Source organism: Mesorhizobium sp. WSM4849 (assembly GCF_055811385.1).
This window is the reverse complement of record NZ_JBVVPW010000023.1, coordinates 54,225-77,571: the sequence shown is the minus strand read 5'-3', so window position 1 is coordinate 77,571 and position 23,347 is coordinate 54,225. Positions and strand designations below refer to the sequence as shown.

Annotated in this window: 23 protein-coding genes and 1 pseudogene; 15 read left to right on the top strand and 9 right to left on the bottom strand. The window is 63.9% G+C overall.

The window, feature by feature from the left end:
- Window positions 1-43: 43 nt before the first annotated feature.
- From AC0L3L_RS24330 to AC0L3L_RS24285, 10 genes are all read left to right on the top strand, one after another.
- Window positions 44-367, top strand: a complete 324-nt coding sequence (locus AC0L3L_RS24330) for a YnfA family protein (protein ID WP_091590534.1) — start codon at window positions 44-46, stop codon at window positions 365-367.
- A 3-nt stretch (window positions 368-370) separates the two neighbouring features.
- Complete coding sequence (locus AC0L3L_RS24325) at window positions 371-1,339, top strand: small ribosomal subunit Rsm22 family protein (protein ID WP_473639391.1); 969 nt, start codon at window positions 371-373, stop codon at window positions 1,337-1,339.
- A 207-nt stretch (window positions 1,340-1,546) separates the two neighbouring features.
- The gene (locus AC0L3L_RS24320; RefSeq protein WP_123149771.1) at window positions 1,547-3,037 is read left to right on the top strand and encodes a replicative DNA helicase; all 1,491 of its coding nucleotides are present in this window, start codon (window positions 1,547-1,549) and stop codon (window positions 3,035-3,037) included.
- A gap of 2 nt (window positions 3,038-3,039) precedes the next feature.
- Window positions 3,040-3,552: a hypothetical protein gene (locus tag AC0L3L_RS24315; RefSeq protein ID WP_473486685.1), complete on the top strand. Its 513-nt coding sequence runs from the start codon at window positions 3,040-3,042 to the stop codon at window positions 3,550-3,552.
- A gap of 80 nt (window positions 3,553-3,632) precedes the next feature.
- The gene (gene radA, locus AC0L3L_RS24310; protein ID WP_473639390.1) at window positions 3,633-5,036 is read left to right on the top strand and encodes a DNA repair protein RadA; all 1,404 of its coding nucleotides are present in this window, start codon (window positions 3,633-3,635) and stop codon (window positions 5,034-5,036) included.
- Window positions 5,037-5,063: 27 nt separating this feature from the next.
- Window positions 5,064-5,732 carry a CvpA family protein gene (locus tag AC0L3L_RS24305; protein ID WP_473639388.1) on the top strand — a complete coding sequence of 223 codons (669 nt, stop codon included), beginning with the start codon at window positions 5,064-5,066 and terminating at the stop codon, window positions 5,730-5,732.
- Between the two features lie 78 nt (window positions 5,733-5,810).
- A complete protein-coding gene (purF, locus tag AC0L3L_RS24300; protein ID WP_473486683.1) occupies window positions 5,811-7,280 on the top strand; it encodes an amidophosphoribosyltransferase in 1,470 nt (489 codons plus the stop codon).
- A gap of 112 nt (window positions 7,281-7,392) precedes the next feature.
- Window positions 7,393-8,139 (top strand): SDR family NAD(P)-dependent oxidoreductase, encoded by a 747-nt coding sequence (locus AC0L3L_RS24295; protein ID WP_473639387.1) that lies wholly within the window; start codon window positions 7,393-7,395, stop codon window positions 8,137-8,139.
- 83 nt (window positions 8,140-8,222) lie between these two features.
- Window positions 8,223-8,852, top strand: coding sequence for a hypothetical protein (locus AC0L3L_RS24290; protein ID WP_473639385.1), 630 nt, complete (start codon window positions 8,223-8,225; stop codon window positions 8,850-8,852).
- Between the two features lie 126 nt (window positions 8,853-8,978).
- Window positions 8,979-9,185 (top strand): hypothetical protein, encoded by a 207-nt coding sequence (locus tag AC0L3L_RS24285; RefSeq protein WP_123149778.1) that lies wholly within the window; start codon window positions 8,979-8,981, stop codon window positions 9,183-9,185.
- Window positions 9,186-9,196: 11 nt separating this feature from the next.
- On the opposite strand, the gene AC0L3L_RS24280 is transcribed toward AC0L3L_RS24285, so the two are convergent.
- Complete coding sequence (locus AC0L3L_RS24280; protein WP_473486680.1) at window positions 9,197-9,703, bottom strand: OsmC family protein; 507 nt, start codon at window positions 9,701-9,703, stop codon at window positions 9,197-9,199.
- A gap of 326 nt (window positions 9,704-10,029) precedes the next feature.
- Between AC0L3L_RS24280 and AC0L3L_RS24275 the strand changes: the two genes are divergently transcribed.
- A complete protein-coding gene (locus tag AC0L3L_RS24275) occupies window positions 10,030-10,905 on the top strand; it encodes a DMT family transporter (RefSeq protein WP_473639383.1) in 876 nt (291 codons plus the stop codon).
- A 153-nt stretch (window positions 10,906-11,058) separates the two neighbouring features.
- Here AC0L3L_RS24275 and AC0L3L_RS24270 read toward each other — a convergent pair whose 3' ends face one another.
- Window positions 11,059-11,922 carry a LysR substrate-binding domain-containing protein gene (locus tag AC0L3L_RS24270; protein WP_473639381.1) on the bottom strand — a complete coding sequence of 288 codons (864 nt, stop codon included), beginning with the start codon at window positions 11,920-11,922 and terminating at the stop codon, window positions 11,059-11,061.
- Window positions 11,923-12,043: 121 nt separating this feature from the next.
- On the opposite strand from AC0L3L_RS24270, the gene AC0L3L_RS24265 reads away from it, so the two are divergent.
- A complete protein-coding gene (locus tag AC0L3L_RS24265; RefSeq protein WP_292184285.1) occupies window positions 12,044-12,451 on the top strand; it encodes a tautomerase family protein in 408 nt (135 codons plus the stop codon).
- A 176-nt stretch (window positions 12,452-12,627) separates the two neighbouring features.
- On the top strand, window positions 12,628-14,850 hold the full coding sequence (locus tag AC0L3L_RS24260; protein ID WP_473639379.1) for an AMP-binding protein: 2,223 nt from the start codon (window positions 12,628-12,630) through the stop codon (window positions 14,848-14,850).
- A 3-nt stretch (window positions 14,851-14,853) separates the two neighbouring features.
- Here the strand turns inward: AC0L3L_RS24260 and AC0L3L_RS24255 are convergent, their stop codons facing one another.
- From AC0L3L_RS24255 to AC0L3L_RS24245, 3 genes are all read right to left on the bottom strand, one after another.
- On the bottom strand, window positions 14,854-15,117 hold the full coding sequence (locus AC0L3L_RS24255) for a hypothetical protein (RefSeq protein ID WP_473486676.1): 264 nt from the start codon (window positions 15,115-15,117) through the stop codon (window positions 14,854-14,856).
- Window positions 15,118-15,378: 261 nt separating this feature from the next.
- Window positions 15,379-16,194 (bottom strand): CDP-diacylglycerol--serine O-phosphatidyltransferase, encoded by an 816-nt coding sequence (gene pssA / locus AC0L3L_RS24250; protein ID WP_473486675.1) that lies wholly within the window; start codon window positions 16,192-16,194, stop codon window positions 15,379-15,381.
- 3 nt (window positions 16,195-16,197) lie between these two features.
- Window positions 16,198-16,896, bottom strand: a complete 699-nt coding sequence (locus AC0L3L_RS24245) for a phosphatidylserine decarboxylase (protein ID WP_123149893.1) — start codon at window positions 16,894-16,896, stop codon at window positions 16,198-16,200.
- A gap of 256 nt (window positions 16,897-17,152) precedes the next feature.
- Here AC0L3L_RS24245 and AC0L3L_RS24240 point away from each other — a divergent pair, with 256 nt between their 5' ends.
- Complete coding sequence (locus AC0L3L_RS24240; protein ID WP_473639377.1) at window positions 17,153-18,025, top strand: SMP-30/gluconolactonase/LRE family protein; 873 nt, start codon at window positions 17,153-17,155, stop codon at window positions 18,023-18,025.
- Window positions 18,026-18,028: 3 nt separating this feature from the next.
- On the opposite strand, the gene AC0L3L_RS24235 is transcribed toward AC0L3L_RS24240, so the two are convergent.
- From AC0L3L_RS24235 to AC0L3L_RS24225, 3 genes are all read right to left on the bottom strand, one after another.
- Window positions 18,029-19,915 (bottom strand): ABCB family ABC transporter ATP-binding protein/permease, encoded by a 1,887-nt coding sequence (locus AC0L3L_RS24235; RefSeq protein ID WP_473528047.1) that lies wholly within the window; start codon window positions 19,913-19,915, stop codon window positions 18,029-18,031.
- A 99-nt stretch (window positions 19,916-20,014) separates the two neighbouring features.
- Complete coding sequence (locus AC0L3L_RS24230) at window positions 20,015-20,341, bottom strand: ArsR/SmtB family transcription factor (protein ID WP_473486672.1); 327 nt, start codon at window positions 20,339-20,341, stop codon at window positions 20,015-20,017.
- A gap of 75 nt (window positions 20,342-20,416) precedes the next feature.
- Entirely contained in the window at window positions 20,417-21,793 is a 1,377-nt protein-coding gene (locus tag AC0L3L_RS24225; RefSeq protein ID WP_473486671.1) for a LysM peptidoglycan-binding domain-containing protein, read from the bottom strand.
- Window positions 21,794-21,939: 146 nt separating this feature from the next.
- On the opposite strand from AC0L3L_RS24225, the gene AC0L3L_RS24220 reads away from it, so the two are divergent.
- Window positions 21,940-22,551 (top strand): LOG family protein, encoded by a 612-nt coding sequence (locus AC0L3L_RS24220; protein ID WP_123149788.1) that lies wholly within the window; start codon window positions 21,940-21,942, stop codon window positions 22,549-22,551.
- 61 nt (window positions 22,552-22,612) lie between these two features.
- Here AC0L3L_RS24220 and AC0L3L_RS24215 read toward each other — a convergent pair.
- Window positions 22,613-23,296 (bottom strand): annotated as a pseudogene (locus AC0L3L_RS24215) (PQQ-dependent sugar dehydrogenase); the annotation flags it as partial.
- Window positions 23,297-23,347 lie beyond the last annotated feature (51 nt).

Genomic DNA, 23,347 nt, shown 5'->3' with positions numbered 1-23,347 from the left:
CACGCTGAAAAAAGGTCTCGTCGCCGCCGCGAGACCTTTTTTCATGACCTATCTCATCTACATCGTTGCTGCCCTTGCCGAGATCGCCGGCTGCTTTTCGATCTGGGCGTGGTGGCGGCTGGAAAAGTCACCGTTGTGGCTGGCGCCGGGCCTGGTCTCGCTCGCTTTGTTCGGCTTCCTGCTGGCGCTGGTAGACATCAGCGCGGCGGGCCGCGCCTATGCTGCCTATGGCGGCATTTACATCGCCGCCTCGCTCGGATGGCTGTGGCTGGTGGAAGGCGTTCGCCCCGACCGTTGGGACCTCGCCGGTTCCGCGCTCTGCATCGTTGGCGCTTCGGTCATCCTGCTCGCACCTCGGGGTGCCTGAGCTATGGAACTGCCTATCCCGCTTCGACAGGGCGTCGAGCGCCTCCTCGAAAAAGTGCCGCTGCCGACGCTGAAGCAAGCGGCAAAAACGCTGTCGGACCGCTACCGCGCCGAACTGCGCGACGGGCGCCTGCACATGGCCGAGGAGATGGCGGTCAAGGCCTATCTGGCGACGCGGCTGCCGGCAACCTATGCCGCCGTCCATGCCAGCCTCGATGCGGTCAGCGAGCCAAGGCCCGATTATGCGCCCAAAAGCCTGCTCGATGTCGGCGCCGGCCCTGGTACCGTGCTTTGGGCTGCGCTCGATCTCTGGCCCGACCTCGAGCAGGCGGTGCTGATCGAGGCGAGCGCCGCGGTGCGCCGGGTCGGCGAGGCGCTTGCCACTGAGGCGATGACGGCCAGGATCGCCTGGCTGGCCGGCGATGTCACCATCGACCTTGCCGATCTCAAGCCGGCCGAGCTGGTCACCTGCGCCTATGTGCTGGACGAGATCGGACCGGCGTCGCTGCCAAAACTCATCGACCGGCTCTGGCACCTGACCGACGACACGCTGCTGGTCGTCGAGCCGGGCACGCCGGCCGGATGGCAGCGCATTCTTGCCGTGCGCCGGCAACTGATCGAGGCGGGAGCGCATGTGCTTGCGCCTTGCCCGCATGAGGCGCCCTGCCCGCTCGTGCCGCCCGACTGGTGCCATTTTTCGCAGCGCGTCGCGCGTTCGCGCCTGCACCGGCTGGCCAAAGACGCCGACGTGCCATGGGAGGACGAGAAATTCATCTACGTCGCTGCCTCCCGCCAAGCTGTTGCCCCACCGCAGGCACGTGTGATCGCACCGCCGAAATCGGGCTCCGGCAAGGTCCTGCTGAAACTTTGCGAAAAGGACGGCAGTGCCGATGAGAAACTGTTCACCAAGCGCGACGGCGATGTGTTCAAGGCCGCCCGGCGGCTGGGCTGGGGCGACGCGCTGCCGGAGTGATTGGCAGCCTATTTTCCTGTTTTGTTCTCGCCCGAGAACGGCTAGGCTCGCCGTCTTGATTCGAGTCAATCAAGATTCTTTCCACCGAAAAACCTCGGCTGTGAATCGCGGGCACCAAAGCTGATTGGACGGGGACTGATGCAGATATGTCATCACCGACTTATCCCATTCTGATATCGAAAGACCGGGATCGAAATCGGGGACATCATGGCAGAGGCAGCGCGAAAATTCGGCGTGGCGGAAACACCACTCTATCGGGAGGCGCCGAACAACATAGAGGCCGAGCAGGCGCTGCTCGGCGCCATCCTCGTCAACAACGACGCCTTCTACCGCGTCTCGGACTTCCTGAAATCCGGCCATTTCTACGAGCCACTGCATCGCAAGATCTTTGAAGTAGCCGCCGAGCTCATCCGTATGGGCAAGATAGCGACGCCGATCACGCTGAAGACCTTCCTGCCGGCCGACGAGAAGGTCGGCGACATGACGGTCGCGCAATATGTCGTGCGGCTGGCCGTTGAGGCGGTCACCGTCGTCAACGCCGCCGACTACGGCCGCGCCATCTATGATCTTGCCACACGACGCGCGCTGATCACCGTCGGCGAAGACATGGTCAACATCGCCTATGATGCGCCGGTCGACATGTCGCCGTCCGAGCAGATCGAGGATGCCGAGCGGCGCCTGTTCGAACTGGCCGAAACCGGCCGCTATGATGGCGGCTTCGAGAGCTTCACCGACGCGGTCAAAACCGCCGTCGACATGGCCAACGCCGCCTATATGCGCGACGGGCACCTGTCGGGCGTCGCCACTGGCCTGCGCGATCTCGACCGCCGCATGGGCGGCCTGCAGCCATCCGATCTGATCATCATCGCCGGCCGCCCCGGCATGGGCAAGACATCGCTTGCCACCAACATGGCCTTCAACATCGCCGAGGCCTATGTGCCGGCGCAACAGGCCGACGGCTCGTTCAAGGCGGCCAATGGCGGCGTCGTCGGCTTCTTCTCGCTCGAAATGTCATCGGAACAGCTCGCCACCCGCATCATTTCCGAGCAGACCGAAATCCCGTCGTCAAAAATCCGTCGCGGCGAGATCAGCGAGATGGACTTCGAAAAGCTAGTCGCCTGTTCGCAGACCATGCAGAAGATCCCACTGTTCATCGACCAGACCGGCGGCATTTCTATTGCTCAGTTGTCTGCCCGCGCGCGTCGTTTAAAGCGCCAGCGCGGCCTCGACGTCATCGTCATCGACTATATCCAGCTGATGCAGGGTTCGAGCGCCAAATCCTCGCAGAACCGCGTGCAGGAGATCACCGAAATCACCACCGGCCTGAAGGCGCTGGCCAAGGAGCTTGCCGTGCCGATCATCGCGCTGTCGCAGCTGTCGCGCCAGGTCGAAAGCCGTGACGACAAACGCCCGCAGCTTTCGGATCTGCGTGAATCGGGCTCGATCGAGCAGGACGCCGACGTGGTGATGTTCGTCTATCGCGAGGAATATTATCTGAAGAACCGCGAGCCGAAGCCGGGCACCGACGAATACATCAAATGGGAACACGAGATGAACGAGATGCGCGGCAAGGCCGAGGTCATCGTCGCCAAGCAGCGCCACGGACCGACCGGCTCGGTCAGCCTCGCCTTCCAGGGCGAGTTCACCCGCTTCTCCGACCTCGCCGAAGAGCATCATATTGCGGAGAGGTTTGAGTAGACATGGGTAACCGTTTCGGGTTTCCGGCCTCTCTTGCTCACGCGCTCCTAGGCGCGGCTGTCTTGCCCGGGATCGCTTCCGCTTGTTCCATGCCTGCCGGCTGGACGCCGCAGCGAGCATTTGCAGAGGCGGCCTTGGTGTTCCATGGCCGGGTGACAGCCACGGAGCTTAGTTCAACAAAGCTTGGGGATGTCCCAGCCGACGCGGGCGATGGCCGGATACTGGTTAACGTACGCTACGAGACAATCGAGGTGTTCAAGGGCAAGCCGGAAGCGAGTGGTACGATCTCTACGACCACGCTGATCATGGGAGGATGTGGTGTACCCGTCCTAACCGGCCAGCATTTCCTGTTTTATGTTGACGGATTTGATGAGAAGGCGCGGAAAGGCCTGCCTGAACTTGCCGGCCAGACACAAGGTATGATCTCCATCTACGACACGCAGATGTTACCGCCCAATCCTGAGTTGCTCGACGAGGCGCTTGCCGAAGTCCGCGCTCACGCCAAGAAGCACTGAATTGCATCCACACTCTCCAAACCACGCTCGGATACGTGGACAGTTCCAGTCAGCCACCATTCAAAACTGGGTGCGGCTCCATGGCTAAATCCCGCATCCAGTTCATCTGCCAGAATTGCGGTTCGGTGCATCAGCGCTGGGCCGGCAAATGCGATGCCTGCGGCGAGTGGAATACGCTGGTCGAAGAAGGCACGTCCGGCGGCATCGGCTCGGGTCCGGCCAACACCCGCAATGCCCGCAAGGGCCGCGCCGTGGTGCTGACGACTTTGTCCGGCGATATCGAGGATGCGCCGCGTATCGTCTCCGGCATCGGCGAACTCGACCGCGCCACCGGCGGCGGTTTCGTGCGCGGCTCGGCCCTTCTGGTCGGCGGAGATCCCGGCATCGGCAAGTCGACGCTGTTGACCCAGGCTGCCGCAGCACTGGCGTCCAAGGGCTACCGCATCGTCTACGTCTCGGGCGAAGAGGCGGTTGCCCAGATCAGGCTGCGTGCGCAGCGGCTCGGCGTCGCCTCGACCCCGGTTGAGCTTGCCGCCGAAACCAATGTCGAGGACATCCTCGCCACCATCGCCGACGGCAAGCGGCCGGACCTGGTGATCCTCGATTCGATCCAGACCTTGTGGACCGACATGGCCGATTCGGCTCCCGGCACCGTCACCCAGGTGCGCGCCGCCGCCCAGGCGATGATCCGCTATGCGAAATCCACAGGGGCGGCGATCGTGCTCGTCGGCCACGTCACCAAGGAAGGCCAGATCGCCGGGCCGCGCGTCGTCGAGCATATGGTCGACGCGGTGCTCTATTTCGAGGGCGAAGGCGGCCACCATTACCGCATCCTGCGCACGGTCAAGAACCGCTTCGGACCGACCGACGAGATCGGCGTCTTCGAAATGTCTGATATGGGCCTGCGCGAGGTCGCAAATCCGTCCGAGCTTTTTCTCGGCGAACGCCATGCGAAGGCGCCGGGCGCCGCGGTTTTCGCCGGCATGGAAGGCACCCGCCCGGTGCTGGTCGAGATCCAGGCGCTGGTGGCGCCGTCGTCGCTGGGCACGCCGCGCCGCGCCGTCGTCGGTTGGGACGGCGCCCGGCTGTCGATGATCCTCGCCGTTCTCGAAGCCCATTGCGGCGTCCGCTTCGGCACGCATGACGTCTATCTCAACGTCGCCGGCGGCTACCGTATCTCGGAGCCGGCTGCCGATCTGGCGGTAGCGGCCGCACTGGTTTCCTCGCTCACCGGTCTTGCCCTTCCGGCCGATTGCGTCTATTTCGGCGAAATCAGCCTTTCGGGCGCCGTGAGGCCGGTTGCGCATGCGCAGCAGCGCCTGAAGGAAGCCGAAAAGCTGGGTTTTGGAAGCGCGGTTCTGCCCTTGGGCAGCGAGGAACTTGCCGGCGGGATAGGGGCCGGCGCTTTCCAGCCCACCGAGCTTGCCGATCTCGTGGCGCGCATAGCCGGCTCACGGCGCAGCCGCGCCGACGAGCAAGAGTGACGCGGCTCATGAAGTGGGGCAAAAAACATGCCGATTACGCTGCTTGACGGAATTCTCGTCGGCTTCACCTTGGTCTCGGCGATGCTCGCCATGGTTCGCGGCTTTTCGCGCGAGATCCTCTCCGTCGTCTCCTGGATAGCGGCGGCGGCTGCGGCGTTCTTCTTCTACCAACCGGTCCTACCTTACGTTCAGCCCTATGTCGACAATGAGAAGATTGCCATGGTGGTGGCCGCCGGCATCGTCTTCATCGTCGCGCTGATCGTCGTCTCCGTCATCACCATGAGACTCGCCGACTGGATCATCGATTCCAGGGTCGGCGCGCTCGACCGCACGCTCGGTTTCCTCTATGGCGCGGCGCGCGGCATCCTGGTCGTCGCGGTGGCCCTACTGTTCTTCAACTGGCTGGCCGGCCCCAAGACTCCGGGCTGGGTCGCCAACGCCAAGTCGCGGCCGCTGCTCGAATCGATCGGCGCCAAGCTCGAAAGCCTGCTGCCCGAGGATCCGGAAAACGCGATCCTCAACAGGCTCAATCCGAATCAGCCGGCACCCGAGACCGGAGCCGAGACACCTCCGGCGGCGGACGCACCCGCGGCGGACGCACCGGCAACCGGCGACGATGCTCCGGCGCTCGACGGCAGCGAGACCAACGCGCCACCAGCCGACAATGCACCGGCCAATCCGGCGCCGGCAAACTGACGATCATGTGAAAGCCGCAAACTCTACGTTGCTCTCGAGCAGTCATCACACTATATAGCGACTTTAGCGGAGCTGAAGATGGCAGACGCAGACGACTTGCTTTCCGCCGAAGCTGACGATCATTTCCATGACGAATGCGGTGTGTTCGGTATTTTTGGCCGGCAGGACGCCGCGGCTATCGTCACGCTCGGCCTGCATGCATTGCAGCATCGCGGCCAGGAAGCAGCGGGTATCGTTTCCTATGACGGCACCCAGTTCCATGTCGAACATCACGTCGGCCTGATCGGCGATACGTTCACCAAGCAGCGCGTCATCGACAGCCTGCAAGGCAACCGCGCCATCGGCCACACGCGCTACGCCACCACAGGCGGCGCCGGCCAGCGCAACATCCAGCCGTTTTTCGCCGAGCTCGCCGATGGCGGCTTCGCCGTCGCCCACAACGGCAACCTCACCAACGCCATGACCGTGCAGCGCGCGCTTCAGAAACAGGGCGCGATCTTCTCATCGACCTCCGACACCGAGACGCTGCTGCATCTGGTCGCTACCAGCAGGGAACGCGATCTCAACTCGCGCTTCATCGATGCGGTGCGCCAGGTCGAAGGCGCCTTCTCGCTGGTGGCGATGACTTCAAAGAAGATGATCGGCTGCCGCGATCCGCTCGGCATCCGGCCGCTGGTGCTCGGCGATCTCGACGGCGCCTGGATCCTGGCTTCCGAAACCTGCGCGCTCGACATCATCGGCGCGCGTTTCGTGCGCGACCTGAAGCCCGGCGAGATGGTCGTCGTCACAGCCAAGGGTATCGAGAGCCTGTTTCCGTTCGAGCCGCAGAAGACCCGCTTCTGCATCTTCGAATATGTTTATTTCGCGCGTCCGGATTCGTCGGTCGAAGGCCGCAACGTCTACGAAGTTCGCAAGCGCATCGGCGCCGAGCTGGCGCTCGAAAGCCCGGTCGAGGCCGACATCGTCGTGCCGGTGCCGGACAGCGGCACTCCGGCGGCGATCGGCTTTTCGCAAGCCGCGGGCATCCCGTTCGAGCTCGGCATCATCCGCAATCACTATGTCGGCCGTACCTTCATCCAGCCTGGCGATTCGATCCGCCACATGGGTGTCAAGCTCAAGCACAATGCCAACCGCCGCATGATCGAAGGCAAGCGCGTGGTGCTGGTCGACGATTCGATCGTGCGCGGCACCACCAGCCAGAAGATCGTGCAGATGGTGCGCGATGCCGGCGCCAAGGAAGTGCACATGCGCATCGCCTCGCCGCCGACGCGCGCTTCGTGCTTCTATGGCGTCGACACGCCGGAGAAGTCGAAGCTGCTTGCGTCGCGCATGTCGGTGGAAGAGATGGCCGAGTTCATCCGCGTCGATTCACTCGGTTTCCTGTCGATCGACGGGCTCTACCGCGCCGTCGGTGAGGCCGGCCGCGACAATGAGCAGCCGCAATTCTGCGACGCCTGCTTCACGGGGCAATATCCGACCCGGCTTGCCGACTTCGAAGGTTCGGACAATGTGCGCACGCTGTCGCTCTTGGCGGCAGGAGGTTCGTAGGTCTTGCTGCAACCCGCGAATTTCGCCGGTTTGCAAATTTCGTCGCGATTGCTGTGTCGCGCCCCCTCTGTCCTGCCGGACATCATAGAGCGCTAACCTTCGGAGCTGCCCGGTGACCCCTGCCCTCGACCTTTCCGGCCGCGTCGCGGTCGTCACCGGTGCCTCGCGCGGCATCGGCTACTTCATCGCCCTGGAACTTGCCGCTGCCGGAGCGCATGTCATCGCGGTTGCCCGCACCGTCGGCGGGCTGGAAGAACTCGACGACCAGATCAAGGCGGCGGGCGGACAAGCCACACTTGTGCCGCTCGACCTCGCCGACATGGCCGGCATCGACCGGCTGGGCGGCGCCATCCACGAGCGCTGGGGCAAGCTCGACATCCTGGTCGCCAATGCGGCGGTGCTCGGCGTCATCTCGCCGATCGGCCATGTCGAGGCCAAGACCTTCGAGAAGGTGATGACCATTAACGTCACCTCGACATGGCGGCTGATTCGCTCGGTCGATCCGTTGCTCAGGCTCTCCGATGCCGGCCGCGCCATCGTGCTTTCCTCCAACGCCGCCCATTCGGCGCGGGCCTTCTGGGCGCCCTATGCGGCGTCGAAGGCGGCGGTCGAGACGATGATGCGTTCCTGGGCGCATGAGACGGAAAACTTGGCCCTCAGGGTCAATGCCGCCGACCCCGGCGCCACCCGTACCGCCATGCGGGCGCAGGCGGTGCCCGGCGAGGATCCGGAGACGCTGCCGCATCCCCAGGAGATCGCCAAGCGCATCGTGCCGCTGGCCAGCCCTGCGCTCAGGGAAACCGGGCTGATCTTCCAGGCCAAGCATAATCGCTTTGTTGCCTACCGGCAGCCGGAGTAGACGCATCGCGCATTTTTTGGCGGAGGAATAGCGCCGCAACCGACGTTGTCGGAATGCCAAATGTTCGCAAACGGAGGACCACCATGCGCAGACTGCTTCTCGTCACCGCCGCTGCATCGCTAACAGCTGTCGGCGTCGCATCCTCACAGGATGCGACGATGAGCTTCTTCGTCACCAGTGTTGGCTTGGGCAAGGGCGCCGATCTCGGCGGCCTCGCGGGCGCCGATGCGCATTGCGGCTCGCTGGCTGAAGCAGCCGGCATCACGGGCAAGACATGGCGCGCCTATCTCTCGACCAGCGACACCGACGCACGCGATCGCATCGGCAAGGGACCGTGGTTCAACGCCAAGGGCGTCAAGATCGCCGACGATGTCGCTTCGCTGCATAGCGATGCCAACGCCATCACCAAGCAGACGGCGCTCGACGAAAAGGGCGAAATGATCAACGGCCGCAGCGACAAGCCCAACCGGCACGACGTGCTCACCGGCTCCAAGCCCGACGGCACGAAAATCGCCGACCAGACCTGCGGCGACTGGACGCTCAGCGGAGCAGAAGGTGCGGCAATGACGGGCCATCACGACCGCACCGGTCTCGACGATTCGGCCGCCGCCAAATCGTGGAATTCCTCGCACGCTTCACGCGGCGGCTGCAGTCAGGAGGCGCTGAGGAGCACCGGTGGCGACGGCCTGTTCTACTGCTTTGCCGTGAATTGAGCCGTTCCAACGGACGTAGGACATTCACGCGGGCTGCCGTGGCGAACCACCGCGCCCGGCCGCGCTTTCGTCGATTGCCCAGAGTTGATAGGATCGCCCGACTCCCACAACAAAAGAGGAAATCCCATGGCGGCTCCGAGCGTAGCGTTGGTCTGGTATCTGGTGATTGCCGGCCCGCAAGGCGGCATGGTGGTGCTGCCCAGCACGTTCGACACCCGCGAACAGTGCACCTCCGCCGTCACCGAATATCAGAAGCAGCCAACGCCGGCCGGCTGGTCGGTGCAGTGCGTGCCGAGCGCCTCGCCCTTCGCCGACGAGGGCGAAAGTGAGTAGCCGGCGCGCGTTCAGCGCTGAGCGCTGACCGTCAGTTCCGGCCTGGTATTGATGGTCTGGAACACCACGCAGTAGCGTTCGGTCAGTTTGAGCAGCGCGTCGACGCGCTCCTGTGACTCGTCGCTGTCGAGGCCGAATGTCAGCCGGATGGCGCGGAAGCCGACCGGCGCATCTCTTGCCACACCCAAGGTGCCGCGAAAGTCGAGATCGCCTTCGGCCTCCACCGTGGCGGCGCCGAGCTTGAACTCCAGCGCCGTCGCCACTGCCTTCAGCGTTACGCCGGCGCAAGCGACCAGCGCCTCCAGCAGCATATCGCCCGAGCACAGTTCGAGCCCCGAGCCGCCGGTAGCCGGATGCAGACCGGCAACGGCGAGCGCCCTGCCGGTCTCGACCTTGCAGGCGATCGACTGGTCGTCGATCGAGCCCCTGGCCCTCAGCGTGACCAGCGCGCTCGACGCGTCTTCGCGATAGGCCTCCTTGAGCGGCGCCTGCATGGCCTTCAGTCCGGTGGCGTCCATGTCCAACCCTTTTCGGCAGTCGGCTTTATCGCTCGTCAGGATACTCGAATAGAACCGATACGGCCTAAAAACTTCGATTTCACGACGTTTGGACCGTAGTGACAAGCTGTCCAGACATTGCTGCGTCATTAGCAGAAAAAACGGTCGACCAGCAGGGCCACCGCGCCGCGAAGTGTTTCTTGGCGCGGCGCTGATCTTTGGGGCCGGCCTGCTGATCATCGGCAACGAACATTTCCACAAGCAGCTGTAGGATGCGCCAACCGCTGCTGACAGTACGATGTCAGGACAAGGCAGCATAGTCTGGTGACATGACGGGATCCCTAAGCATGCCTGACACCGCCGCCGAGCGCACCCTTGGCATCATCCTGGTTTCGGCGTCGGCGGCGGTGTTCGGCCTCACCGGCGTATTGACCAAGTCGATCCATGCCGACCCGCTCACCATCACCTGCTGGCGCGGCTTCGTCGGCTCGATCCTGATCACCCTCTATGTGCTTTGGCGCCGCCGCCGCTCCGGCAGGCGTGAAAGCCTGCGTCTCGGGTGGCGCGGCTGGCTGCTGGCGATCGAGGGCGCGCTGGCCAGCATCGCCTTCATCTCAGCGTTCAAATTCACCTTCGTCGCCAACGTCGCGATCATCTACGCCACCGCGCCCTTCGTCACCGCGCTGCTTGCCTTCATGCTGGTCCGTGAGCGCTTCCGACTGCAGACGCTTGCCGCCGCCGCCGTGTCGCTCAGCGGTGTGGCGATCATGGTCTGGTCCGGCTTCGGTACCGGGCATCTGTTCGGCGACGGGCTGGCGCTGCTGATGACAATCGGCAGCGCGCTCTACATGATCATGGTGCGCGCTTTCCGCGACACGCCTGTGGTGTGGGCCGGAGCGATGTCGGCGTTCCTTTTGTTCGTGCTCGGCTGGTTCGTCACCGATCCACTGGCGGTTTCGGCCAGAGACGCAGTGCTGCTCGTCACCTTCGGCATGTCCTTCGCGCTGGCCTCGATCCTGTGGACGGAGGGCGCACGGCTCATCCCGGCAGCCGAATCCGGCCTGCTAGGCTCGGCTGAAGTGCCGTTCGCGATCCTGTTCGCCTTCGTGTTCCTGGCCGAGGTCCCGCCGGCCGCCAGTATGATCGGCGGCGCCATCGTGCTCTGCGCGGTGTTCGCCCATGCCGGGCGTGACTGGCACGTGGCGAGGCAGCGCTCTGCCTGAGAAAAACTGCCCCTGAAATAAATTTGTAAAGTCATGGAACCATCATCGGGTTCAGGCATTGTTGGGTTCGACGGGTCACCCCAAGTCCCCCCAAACCCCTCGGCCCGTCTAACCTAGAGCCGACCGCAAGGTCGGCTTTTTCTTTTTACGAAATCAGCTTGGTGCGCCTGCCAAGGCAAGATTGCCGCTGAACAGCGCAGCCAGATGCTGTGCCGGGGGCTCGGCATCCTGGCGCAGCCGGATGGCGAACTCGGCGATGGGAACCGGCGGCAGCCCAAGGTCGCGCGGTGCCTCGACGATGCCGGAATGGGCAAAGCGCGCCGTCCGCAGCGTCAGCGCGATGCCGGCATTCACCGCTGTGCGCAGTCCTGCCAGGCTGGCACTGCCGGCGGCGATGCGGTAGCGGCGGCCGGTCGTGTCGAGTGCCGCGATCGCTGCCTCACGAAAGCCGCAATGCGGATCGAGCAGCGCCAGCGGCAACTCGTCCTGGCGCGAGACCAGCCCCTTTTGCGAACAGAGCCACATCATCGGCTCGCGGAGCACGCCGACTTCGTCCGGCGCCGGCGCCTGGCGCATGGCGATCGCCAGATCGAGGGTGCCGGATTGCAGCGCCTGCGCCAATTCGGCGGAGCGGCCGACGCGCAATTCGATCCTGACGCGTGGATGAGTCACGGCGAAGGCCCTGAGCAAATCCGGCAGGCCGCTGTCGGCGAAATCTTGTGTCGTGCCTATGGCCACGCGCCCATCGGCTCGCACGCCCCTGAGGGCCAGCCACGCCTCGCGATGCACTGCCAGTATACGCCGTGCGTGGCCGACCAGATCCTCCCCGGCCGGCGTCAGGACGCGGGCCCGCCCCTGCGGCACCAAAAGGAGTTCGCCGACAATATCCTCCAGCCGCTGCATCTGCGCCGTCACCGCCGAAGGCGAGCGGCCGACGATCGATGCTGCCTGCGCCAGCGAGCCGCTGTCGACGAAGGCGAGAAAGGTTTTGAGGAGATCGGGGTCGAGCGTCTGCATAATTCAGTTATATCGAAGTGTTCATCTAAAACAATTCGATTTTTTTGACGCTAAAGCCATGACATGGTTTTCCCAGCAGCGCGAGACGCCCCCCTCAGGAGAAAAGACCAGGAGAAGAGAAATGCCGATCATCAATGTCAGCGTCACCGGCAGGCCCGATGCCGCTCTGTCCGCCACCATAGCCAGGGAGGTGACCGAACTGACCGCAATGCATCTGCGCAAGGATCCGACCATCACCGCGGTCGCCATATCCTATCTCGACCCGCAGCATTGGTTCGCCGGCGGCAAGTCGCTAGCCGAGCACGGCGCCAAGACCTTCTGGCTCGACATCAAGGTGGTCGACGGCACCAACACCAAACTCGAACTGGAAGCCTATCTCAAGGCGATCTTCGCCGCCTTTGGCCGCATGCTTGGTGAGATGCACGAAGAAAGCTACGCCTTCGTGCACGAAGTGCCGGCCGCCGCCTATGGCTATGGCGGCAAGACACAGGAATTCCGTTTCATCAGCGGGAGGTTGAAAGCGGCTTGAAGGGAGCCGTTCAGTTCCACGCTCCTCCCGCAAGTCATATTAGCGACGGTGAAGCGTAACAGGCCTGCAGCCAGCCCTGGTCGAGCAGCATTGACGTTGAGCCCACTTCGTCTAGGTTCTCATTGAAGCGGCCAGGAAAGAGCCGCGACGTGAGAATCCGTTGGGAGAGACGCGGCATGACCCTGACACTGGCGCTGCTTGCGGGCCTCGTCGCGGCCTGGCTGCTGATCGCCGTGGTGGAAAAATTCCGCCTCGGCCTGCGCTTCACCCAGGCGCTGCTCTACGTGCCGTTCAAGCTCACCTACCGGGTCGCCGATGATCGTATCAAGATCGCCCGCAGAACAGCCGCCCCGGTCATTTACGTCATTTCGCACCAGTCGCGTCTCGAACCGGCGCTGATGCTGTCACTGCTGCCGGAAGACACGCTGCACATACTCGACGAGGTCTCGGCGCGATCGCCCTGGCTCGAACCATGGCGCGAGCTTGGCCGCACCATCGCTTTCAACGCCGAGCATGTCTTCGTCAGCCGCCGGCTGGTGCGGGTGCTGAAGGGCAAGGGCCGCCTTGCCGTCTATCTGCCGGACGCGGTCGAGCCTGATATCAAGACATTTCGCCTGTTTCGCGCCGTCACCCGCATCGCCATGCAGGCCGACGCCCGCATCGTGCCGATCTTCGTAGCCGGCGCACGCACTCTGCCGGTATCGCTGACGCCGGCGGACAAGGCGCCGCGGCGCTGGTTTCCCCGCCTGTCGATCAGCGTGCTGGAGCCAATGACCATCGCCGAGCTGGTGGCACGAAATCCTGATCAGTCCTCGAACACCAATGCGCTGTTCGACCGTGTCGCCGAAGCCCGGCTTTTCGGCAGCGATCTTAATCGCGGCCTGTTCCTCGCCATTCGCGACGCCGCCGACCGTGTCGGCGCCTCGCATCCGATCGTCGAAGACGTGGTCAGCGGCACGCTGAACTACAGAAAGCTGTTCATCGGCGCGCGGGTGCTGGGCCGCCGCTTCGAGGCGGTGACGGCGCCGGGCGAAGCGGTTGGACTGCTGCTGCCCAACGCCAATGGCGTCGTGCTGTCGCTCATTGGCCTGTTGTCGGCGAGCCGGGTGGCGGCGATGATCAACTACACCGCAGGCCCGGCCAGCGTGACCGCCGCCGTGCGCACGGCGGAGATCCGCACCGTGGTCTCGTCGCGCGCCTTTGTCGACAAGGCCAGCCTCGCTGACATCGTCGCGGCGGTAGAAGAAGGCGGCGCCAAGCTGTTGTGGCTGGAGGATGTGCGGGCCAGCGTAACCGTACTGGACAAGCTCGCTGCCGCCTTGCTGTGGCGCTGGCCGCTACAGCGGCAGAATGCCGCCAAGCCAGGGGTGATCCTGTTCACTTCAGGCTCGGAAGGCACGCCCAAGGCGGTGGTGCTGTCGCACAGGAACCTTCTCGTCAACGCCATGCAGGCCGAAGCCCGCATCACCATCTCACCGGCCGATATCCTGCTCAACGTGCTGCCGGTGTTCCACTCGTTCGGACTCACCGGCGGCACCATCCTGCCGCTGGTCACCGGAGTGAAACTATTTCTCTATCCCTCGCCGCTCCACTACAAGCTGATCCCCGAGGTCGCACGCAAGGCAAGGCCGACCGTCATGTTCGGCACCGACACGTTCCTCGCCAACTATGCGCGCACCGCCAAGGACGGCGACTTTTCCAGCCTGCGCTTCATCGTCGCCGGAGCCGAGGCTGTGAAACCGGAGACACGCCGCGTCTACCGAGAGCGTTTTCAGGCCGAGATCATTGAGGGTTTCGGCCTGACCGAGGCGTCACCAGTCGTTGCCGTCAATACCGCCATCCACGGCCGCGACGGCACGGTCGGGCGGCTGTTGCCGGCCATGCGCATGAAGCTCGAGCCGGTCGAGGGCATTAGCGGCGCCGGACGGTTGTGGCTCGACGGGCCGAATTTGATGATGGGCTACATGACATCAGATAGGCCCGGCGAATTGCAGCCGCTCGACGGCTGGCACGATAGCGGCGACATCGTTTCGGTCGACCGCGAAGGCTTCATCACCATTCGCGGCCGGGCCAAGCGCTTCGCCAAGATCGCCGGCGAGATGGTGTCGCTGGGCGCAGTCGAGATGCTGGTGCAGTCGCTATGGCCGGAAGAGCACCACGCTGTGGTGGCGGTGCCGGACAGGCGCCGCGGCGAGCGCATCGTGCTGGTCACCACCGCTGATGACGCCGACCCCGATGAATTGCGCAAATTTGGCAGACAAGCCGGTGCCGCCGATTTGATGGTGCCGAACGACATCGTCAAGGTGGAGGAAATCCCGGTGCTGGGTTCAGGCAAGACCGACTATGTCTCGACCCGCAAGCTGGCGATTGACCGGCTGGGGCTCAGCGCGGCAGCTTAGCGCTTAGAGGACCACCACTGACAACAGCAGGATGAACCCGACCGCCATCATCAGCAGGCCCGGCCAGTTCTGCGACAGGCCGAGGAAACCGAGGCCGCGCCGCCGCGGCTCAAGTGTCGGGCCTGGCGTTGCGAGATTTGGCGTCGAGCTATCCGCCGCCGTGCGAACAGGTGCCGGTTCGCTGAGCCGCCCGCGCCATAGGGCTGCGCCAGCCATGTACACAACGCCAGCGACAATGAGCAACGCACCAATGAGGACGACAGCCATTTCTCCTCACTCTTCTTCAACTCCTGCGCCTGGCACAGCAACTTGAGAGATTGGTAGCAAGGCGCTTCGCGAGGTCGCTCGCCTCGCTGAAACAAAACGGTCAAGATGCCCGGCAGGTTCCCGCTAGAGCGGGATGCGTCCGAATTGAACTGGGCATCCCGCTCTATCTATTTGTTTTAGCCGCATTTCTGCGACGCCAAGTGGTTCCACTTGGCTGCAAATGCTTGAGGTGACCGTCGGAGCGAATTGGCGACAAGCCTGTCAGCCGATGTCTGAAGGCGGCACCTTCTCGCCTTCGCGCTTGGCGCGCCTGGAATAGGCGCGCACGCTGAACGGCAGGAACAGCAGATAGCCGGCGACCGACGCTGTCAGCGTGTACCAGGGGTAGGTCATCAAAAGCAGGATATGGAGGACGACGCCGAGGATGATCGGCAGCACCTTGTCGCCCGGGACTTTCAGGCTCTTGCCGGAATAGACCGGCAGCCGGCTGACCAGCAGGAAGGCGACCAGAACGGTGAAGCCGGCGGCGACGAAGGCGGCAGGGCGGGACGGCTCCACGCCAAGCCGCAGGAAGTACAGATAAAGCGGCAGCATCACCAGCACTGCACCCGCCGGCGCCGGCACGCCGACGAAATACTCGGTTTGCCACTGCGGGCGATCTGTTTCTTCGTCGAGCACGTTGAAGCGAGCGAGTCTCAGCCCGCAGGCGATGGTGAACAGGAGCGCGGCAATCCAGCCAGGCGAGCCGGCCTGGTCGAGCAGGAAGGCATAGAGTACCAGCGCGGGTGCTACGCCGAAATTGACGATGTCGGCCAGCGAATCCATCTGCGCGCCGAATTTGGACGTCGCCTTCAGCATCCGCGCCAGGCGGCCATCGATGCCGTCGAGGAAGGCGGCGAGCAGCACCATCACCACTGCCGGCTCGAAACGGCCTTCGAAGCCGAAGCGGATGCCGGACAGGCCGGCGCAGATGGCGAGCACGGTGACGAGATTGGGCAGCACCATGCGCATCGGGATTTCATGGATTCGCGGACCGCCGCTGCCATGCGCCTCGAATTTCTTGAACGGCGCGCCCACGGCTCAGGACACCCGCACGAGCGGCGTTGCGGCAATGCCGCCGAATTCGGCCAGTATGGTTTCACCACCGACCGCGGTCTGGCCGACGGCGACACGCGGCGTTGCGGCCGACGGCAGGAATACGTCGACGCGCGAGCCGAAGCGGATCAGCCCAAAGCGCTCGCCGATGCCGATCGTGCCGCCGGTCTCGGCCCAGCAGACGATGCGCCGCGCCACCAGGCCGGCGATCTGCACCGCGGCCACCGTGCCGTTGGGGCTGTCGATGACCAGGCCGTTGCGCTCGTTGTCGGCGCTCGCCTTGTCGAGTGCGGCGTTGAGGAACTGGCCCGGCCGATGCTCGATCCTTGTGATGCGGCCGCGCACCGGCGCCCGGTTCACGTGGCAGGAAAAGACGTCCATGAACACCGAGATGCGGGTCATCTCGCCGCCGCCGAGGCCAAGTTCGCGCGGCGGCACGGCCGGACCGACCGCCGTGATGATGCCGTCGGCCGGGCTCACCACCAGCCGGTCATCGACAGGCGTGACGCGCTCGGGGTCGCGGAAGAAATAGACGCACCAGGCCGTCAGGATCAGGCAGACCCAAAACAGGATCGAAGAGAAATAGCCGAGGAAAAGCGTCACCGCTGCGAAGGCGGCGATAAACGGATAGCCTTCGCGATGGATCGGAACGAACGTTTTCTTGATCGTGTCGACGAGGTCCATGGAATGGAAACAGCCTAGTTTCAGGTCCGGCCTCAATAGCGGAAACACCCTGTGGCCGCAACGCAACAATGAGCGAAAGCCGGTTCGGCGGCGGTTGCGTTGGGGCACGTATCCGGTTCACGCATATTGGAACCGATCCGGCCTTTGCGAAAAACCGTCGCAGTTGTCGGCGCGCGGCATCCTCGCCCGTCCTTGGTGAGAGGCGCTTTATATCGGCCGAGTGGGGCGCCTACGGCACGAAACCTGGGAGCCCGCAATGCCGTCGCAGAAATTAGCAGCCAAAGAAGCAAATGTCGTGATGAACGGTCTGGCGTTCGGCGAGTCGCCGCGCTGGCATGATGGCAGGCTTTGGTTCTGCAACTGGGGAACCGGCCAGATCATCGCCGTCGATGCCGACGGCAACAGTGAGGTCATGCTCACTGTGCCGGCCACCCTGCCCTATTCGATCGACTGGCTGCCGGACGGTCGCCTGGTCGTCGTCTGCGGGCGTGAGGGGTTGGTGCTGCGGCAAGAAGCAGACGGTACGCTGGCCACCCACGCCGATCTGCGGGGTTTTTCAACGAGCCCTTGGAATGAGATCGTCGTCGACGGGCGCGGCAACATCTACATCAATGGCGGTGGGCCGGCGCCGGCTCCCGGCCAGCATTTCGGCCCCGGCACCATCGTGCTGATTGCGCCGGACGGGTCGGTGCGGCAGGTGGCGGACAAGATCGCCTTCGCCAACGGGATGGCGGTGACGCCTGACAACAAAACGTTGATCGTCGCTGAATCCCACGCCAACAGGCTAACCGCCTTCGACATCGCCGCCGATGGCAGCCTCGCCAACCGGCGGCGATGGGCCGACCTCGGCAACGGCTTTCCAGACGGCATCTGTCTCGATGCCGAAGGCGCTGTCTGGTATGCCGACGTGCCCAACCGGCACTGCGTGCGCGTGCGCGAAGGCGGCGCAATGCTCGAGAGTGTCGATGCCGATCGCGGCTGCTTTGCCTGCATGCTCGGCGGCGCCGACGGCAAGACACTGTTCATCGTCGCCGCCGAATGGCGCGGCTTTGAACACATGATCAGCGATGCCCGCACCGGCCAGGTGCTCAGCATCGAGGCTTCCGCACCGGGCGCCGGCTGGCCATAAGGGCTACGACACTTCCGAGGGGCGGCGGCGGACGACGACGCCGAACTCGTCGCGCTCGCGAGCAATGCGCAGCCGCTCCTCGGCCTCGGTTGCCTCACGCTGGCGGTCCCACATCGACGCGTACAGACCGGCCTTGCGCATCAAGGCGGCATGCGTGCCACGCTCGGCGATCTGGCCGTCCTGCAGCACGATGATCTCGTCGGCCGAAATCACCGTCGACAGCCGGTGGGCGATGACGATGGTCGTGCGGCCCTTACTGACGAGGTCGAGCGCCGCCTGGATCTCCTGTTCGGTATGGCTGTCGAGAGCCGAGGTCGCCTCGTCGAGCATCAGGATCGGCGGCGCCTTCAAAATGGTGCGGGCGATCGCCACGCGCTGCTTCTCACCGCCCGACAGTTTCAGCCCGCGCTCGCCGACCATCGAACGGTAGCCGTCGGGCAGCCGCTCGATGAATGGCCCGATCTGAGCGAGTTCTGCCGCCTTGTGCACATCCTCCTCGCTGGCATCGACGCGGCCGTAGCGGATGTTGTAGGCGATGGTGTCGTTGAACAGCACGGTGTCCTGCGGCACCATGCCGATCGCCGCGCGCAGGCTCTCCTGCGTCACGTCGCGAATGTCCTGGCCGTCGATCAGTATCTTGCCGCCCTGGATGTCGTAAAAGCGGAACAGGAGCCGCGAAATGGTCGACTTGCCGGCGCCCGACGGCCCGACAATGGCAACCGTCTTGCCGGCCGGCACTTCGAAGCTGATGCCTTTCAGGATCTTGCGGTTGGGATCGTAGGAAAACTGCACGTCGCGGAACTCGACCTTGCCGGCGCCGACGACCAGCGGCCTGGCACCCGGCTTGTCGACGATCTCCTGCGGCACATCGAGCAGATCGAACATCTGCTCGATGTCGGTCAGACCCTGGCGGATTTCGCGATAGATGAAGCCGATGAAGTTGAGTGGCACCGAAAGCTGGATTAGCATGGCGTTGATGAAGACGAAGTCGCCAACCGTCTGCGTACCAGCCTGCACCTCCAGCGCCGAAAGGCACATCACGATAACCGTGCCGAGACCGAAGATGACGCCCTGGCCGAAGTTCAGCCAGCCGAGCGAGGTCCATATCCTGGTGGCGGCGGTCTCGTAGCGCGCCATCGAACGGTCGAAGCGCTCGGCTTCCATGCTCTCGTTGTTGAAATATTTGACCGTCTCGAAATTGAGCAGCGAATCGATCGCCTTGGTGCTGGCGTCGGTGTCGCTGTCGTTCATGTCGCGGCGAATGACGATGCGCCAGTCGCTCGCCCTGATGGTGAACCAGATGTAGAGCCAGACCGTCACCGCCACCACGGCCACGTATTTCCAGCCATAGGTGACGGCGAAGATGGCGGCCGTCAGCGCGAATTCGAGGATGGTCGGCAAGGTGTTGAGCACGGTGAAGCGGACGATCGTCTCGATACCCTTGGTGCCGCGCTCGATGATGCGCGACAGGCCGCCGGTGCGGCGCTCGAGATGGAAGCGCAGCGACAGTTGATGCATGTGGATGAAGGTGCGGAAGGCGAGCTGGCGCACCGCATATTGTCCGACGCGGGCAAACAGCGCGTCGCGCAGCTGGTTGAAACCGAGCTGCACCAGCCGCACGACATTGTATGCGATGACCAGCATGACCGGCGCCAGCAGGAAGGCCGGCAGCGGCGGCACCGACTTGGCATCCCCGGCTAGCGCATCGGTCGCCCATTTGAAGAAATAGGGGCCGGCAACCAGTGTCAGCTTGGCGACCACCAGAAGCACGGTCGCCCACACCACCCGCGCCCGGAGGTCGGCCCGGTCGGCCGGCCACATATAGGGCCAAAGATTGCGCAATGTCTTGACGGTCGAACCGGATTCAGCGGAAACGGTTTTTTCGGCCATTTTTATCGCCTTTTTCTTATATCTCACTGCTTGACCGTCACCTTTTCCGAAACCGGCTTCCACTTTTCGCTGACGCGGTCCTTCGATTCGGGATCATGATTAGCGGCCGGTGCAGCACGAATTGACGAGCGCGGCCAGCGATGCGGAAACATCGGCGAGCGCATCGCCGTCGACTTCATAGCGCGAGCGTTGCCGGTCCGGCTCGTAGCGGACCAGCCCGGCCTCGACCAATATCTTCAGGTGCTGCGAAACGGTGGACTGCGCCAGGTCGAGATGGTCGACGACCTCGCGGCAGCAGCAGGAGCGGCTGGCCGACAGATGCCGGAGGATCTCGATCCGGGCCGGATGCGAAAGCGCGGCGAGCTTCGCGGCGACGGACTGGCTGTCGGCGAAGCCACAGGTCTTCTCGGTCAAGGGAGCGTTCATCGTCTATCGGCGATAGACGATGAACGAACTTTCCGCAAGAGAGCCTAACGAAGAAAAAAGATTTCTGCTGGACCTCTAGTTGGACTTGGCAGGGGCGGTCGTCATCTGGTCGCCCATCGCCTTGAGGTTGGCGGCTTCGCCTTCCTGCGATTTTTCCGGGACCTTGAACACCTGCCCCGGCCAGATGCGGTCTGGATTCCTGATCTGATCCTGATTGGCGAGGTAGATGGTCGAGTAGCGCACGCCTTGGCCATAGACGCGCCGCGAGATCTGCCACAGCGTGTCGTGGCGGCGGATGATGACGGCGCCGTCGGCGTGTTCGAGCTTCGGTGCCGCGGTCTCGGGAATTTCAGCCGATGTGGCAGGTGGAGCAGGCGCGGTCGTGTCCGCGGCGGCGGGCGGCTTGGCAGGCTTCTGCTCGGCGGGCGCCACGGCGGCGACCGACTCGCCCGGCTCGCGCTCGAACGGCACGGCGGCACGGGCCACCACCTTGACCCCGTCGGCATCGAGTGCGTCGACATGGATGGTGTAGGTGCCGACCGGAATGTTGCGCGTCGCCTCGACCAGGAAGTGGCCGTCGGGCGAAGTTTTCGCGTCGCCGAGCAAGATGTCGTTGGCATAGGCGCGCACCTTGCGGCCTGGATCGGCGAGCCCGGCGACGAAGATCTTGTTGCCGTCGATCTCGATCGCTTCGACGATGATCTTTGGCCCTGCAGCTGGTGTTGCCGGTGCGACCGGCACGTCCGGAGCCGGCACGGGGACGGCTTCGACAGTGGCCGGCGCCGTGGCAGCCGGTGCGCCTGGGGCTGGTGCTGCGGCAGCGGGGTCCCCGGCAGCCGGAGCGGCCGCCTTGTCGCCGGCAGGGCCTTCAGGCTTCTTCCCGGGTGTAGGAACGGTGAGCAATTCGGAGGGCTTGCCCGGCTCCTCGATCATCGCCAGCACCTGGCCAGCAGGACTCTGGGGAATCGAGACGACGGCTGTCTGCGCAGAGGGGGTCACGACATTGCCGGTCATCGAACGCAGCGCGATCGTGTAATCGCCGGGTTTCAGCGGATCGTCGAGAACGATGGCAAAAGCGCCATCGGCACCGGCGACCGTCGAGCCGAGAACCGTCGAACCGTTGAGAATCTCGACCTTGGCGTTGGGTGCGGCATTGCCGGCGACGACGATAGAGCCCTTGATTTCGACCCGAACGATATCGAAGGTCGGCGCGATCGCATCGGCCGCGGCCGGCGCTGCCGGTGCCATCGCATCTGAGGCCGGCGCGGGCGGAGGCGGTCCATCGGTCCCCGGCTCGGCCGGCTTCTTCACCGGCGGCGTCAGTGATGCCACTTCCGCCGGTGGCGCGCGATTGAGATACGGGTCGAGCGCGCCCGATACATAGGCGGTCCCCGCCGCGGCGACGGAGCCGCCGACGGCGAACAAAAGCGCCTTCATTGGATTAATCGTCATATTTCCCTGCCCTTAGCCACCTAATGCCGGTCTAGCCTGTTTTGCCCAAACCGACAAGAAAAAGGGGACTGACAAGAAAAAGGGGCCAGCAAGAAAAAGCCCGCCCGGGCTTGACCGCGAATAAAGACCCAATCACCAATCATCTCATGAACACGATTCGATCTATCTGCGTCTATTGCGGCTCGTCTCCAGGCCGCGATGAAACCTATGCCAAGGCCGGACACCTGCTTGGGCGTTCGATCGCCAAGTCCGGCCTGCGTCTGATCTATGGCGGCGGCACCAGGGGCATCATGGGAGCCGTTGCCGAAGGCGCGTTGCGGGCTGGCGGCAAGGTGACGGGCATCATTCCGCGCTTCCTGATCAACAGGGAGGCCACCGAAACCGCGCTTAACCGGCTCGACGAGCTCGTGATCACCGACAACATGCACGAGCGCAAGCATACGATGTTCGAGAAATCCGACGCCTTTGTGGCGCTGCCGGGCGGCATCGGCACGGTCGAGGAAATCATCGAGATCATGACTTGGGGCCAGCTCGGCCATCATCGCAAGCCGATCGTCTTCGGCAACGTTGGGGGATTCTGGGATCCGATGCTGGCGCTGCTCGACCATATGATGGCCGAAGGCTTCATCCATACCGCGCAGCGGGTCAGGCCGCTGGTGGTCGACGATCCGGAAGCGATCGTCGCCGCCATCATGGTCGCCGGATCATCGGTCGACGCACCGACCGAAGGTGTGCAGTCGGTAATCGACAAGCTTTAAGGCAATAGGGGAGTAGGGAGTAGGTAGTGAATGCCGCTCATGAACTCCCCTATTCCCCTATTCCGACGAAGGCGCCGTTGCCGTAGGCCGGACCGAGCGACGCGCCTTTGGAAAAGTTCAGTCCCAGCGAGGCGGTATGGGAACCCAGCGCATAATCGGTCTTGACCGCCCTCGCCACGAGATCGGGGCGCTGCGGCTTGACGCGTTCGTCGACGTTCTGTCCGAAGTAGCTGTAGGGCCAGCCATAAAAAGCGCCGTCACGAATCGAGGTCATATAGTCCGGCACGAGATCGTCGCCGATCTCGTCACGCTCGTTCACGGCGACCCAAAGCTCGCCAGTTTCAGGGTTCCAGGAGAGCCCGTTAGGGTTGCGCAGCCCTGACGCGAAGACCCGGGTACGGCGGCTCGACCGGTCCACTTCAAGGACGGCGGCGCGGTTCTTCTCCGCGGCCATGCCGTTTTCTCCAACGTTACTGTTGGAGCCGACGGTGACATAGAGCTTGCGTCCATCCGGACTTGCGATCACATCCTTGGTCCAATGATGGTTGAGATCTCCGGCCGGTAAGTCGACGATCTTTTCCGGCGGCGTTGTGGCTCGGGTCTGGCCATTGGAGTAGGGGAAAGCGACGAGCGCGTCGGCATTCGCTACATAGAGCCTGCCTTTGGACAGCGTCATACCGAAGGGTGAATTGAGGCCTTCTGCGAACGTCCTGCGCACATCCGCAATGCCGTCGCCATTGGCTTCCGGGTGGCGTCGGCGATATCGCTGGTTGTCGCCGCGGTCGTCTATCTGTTC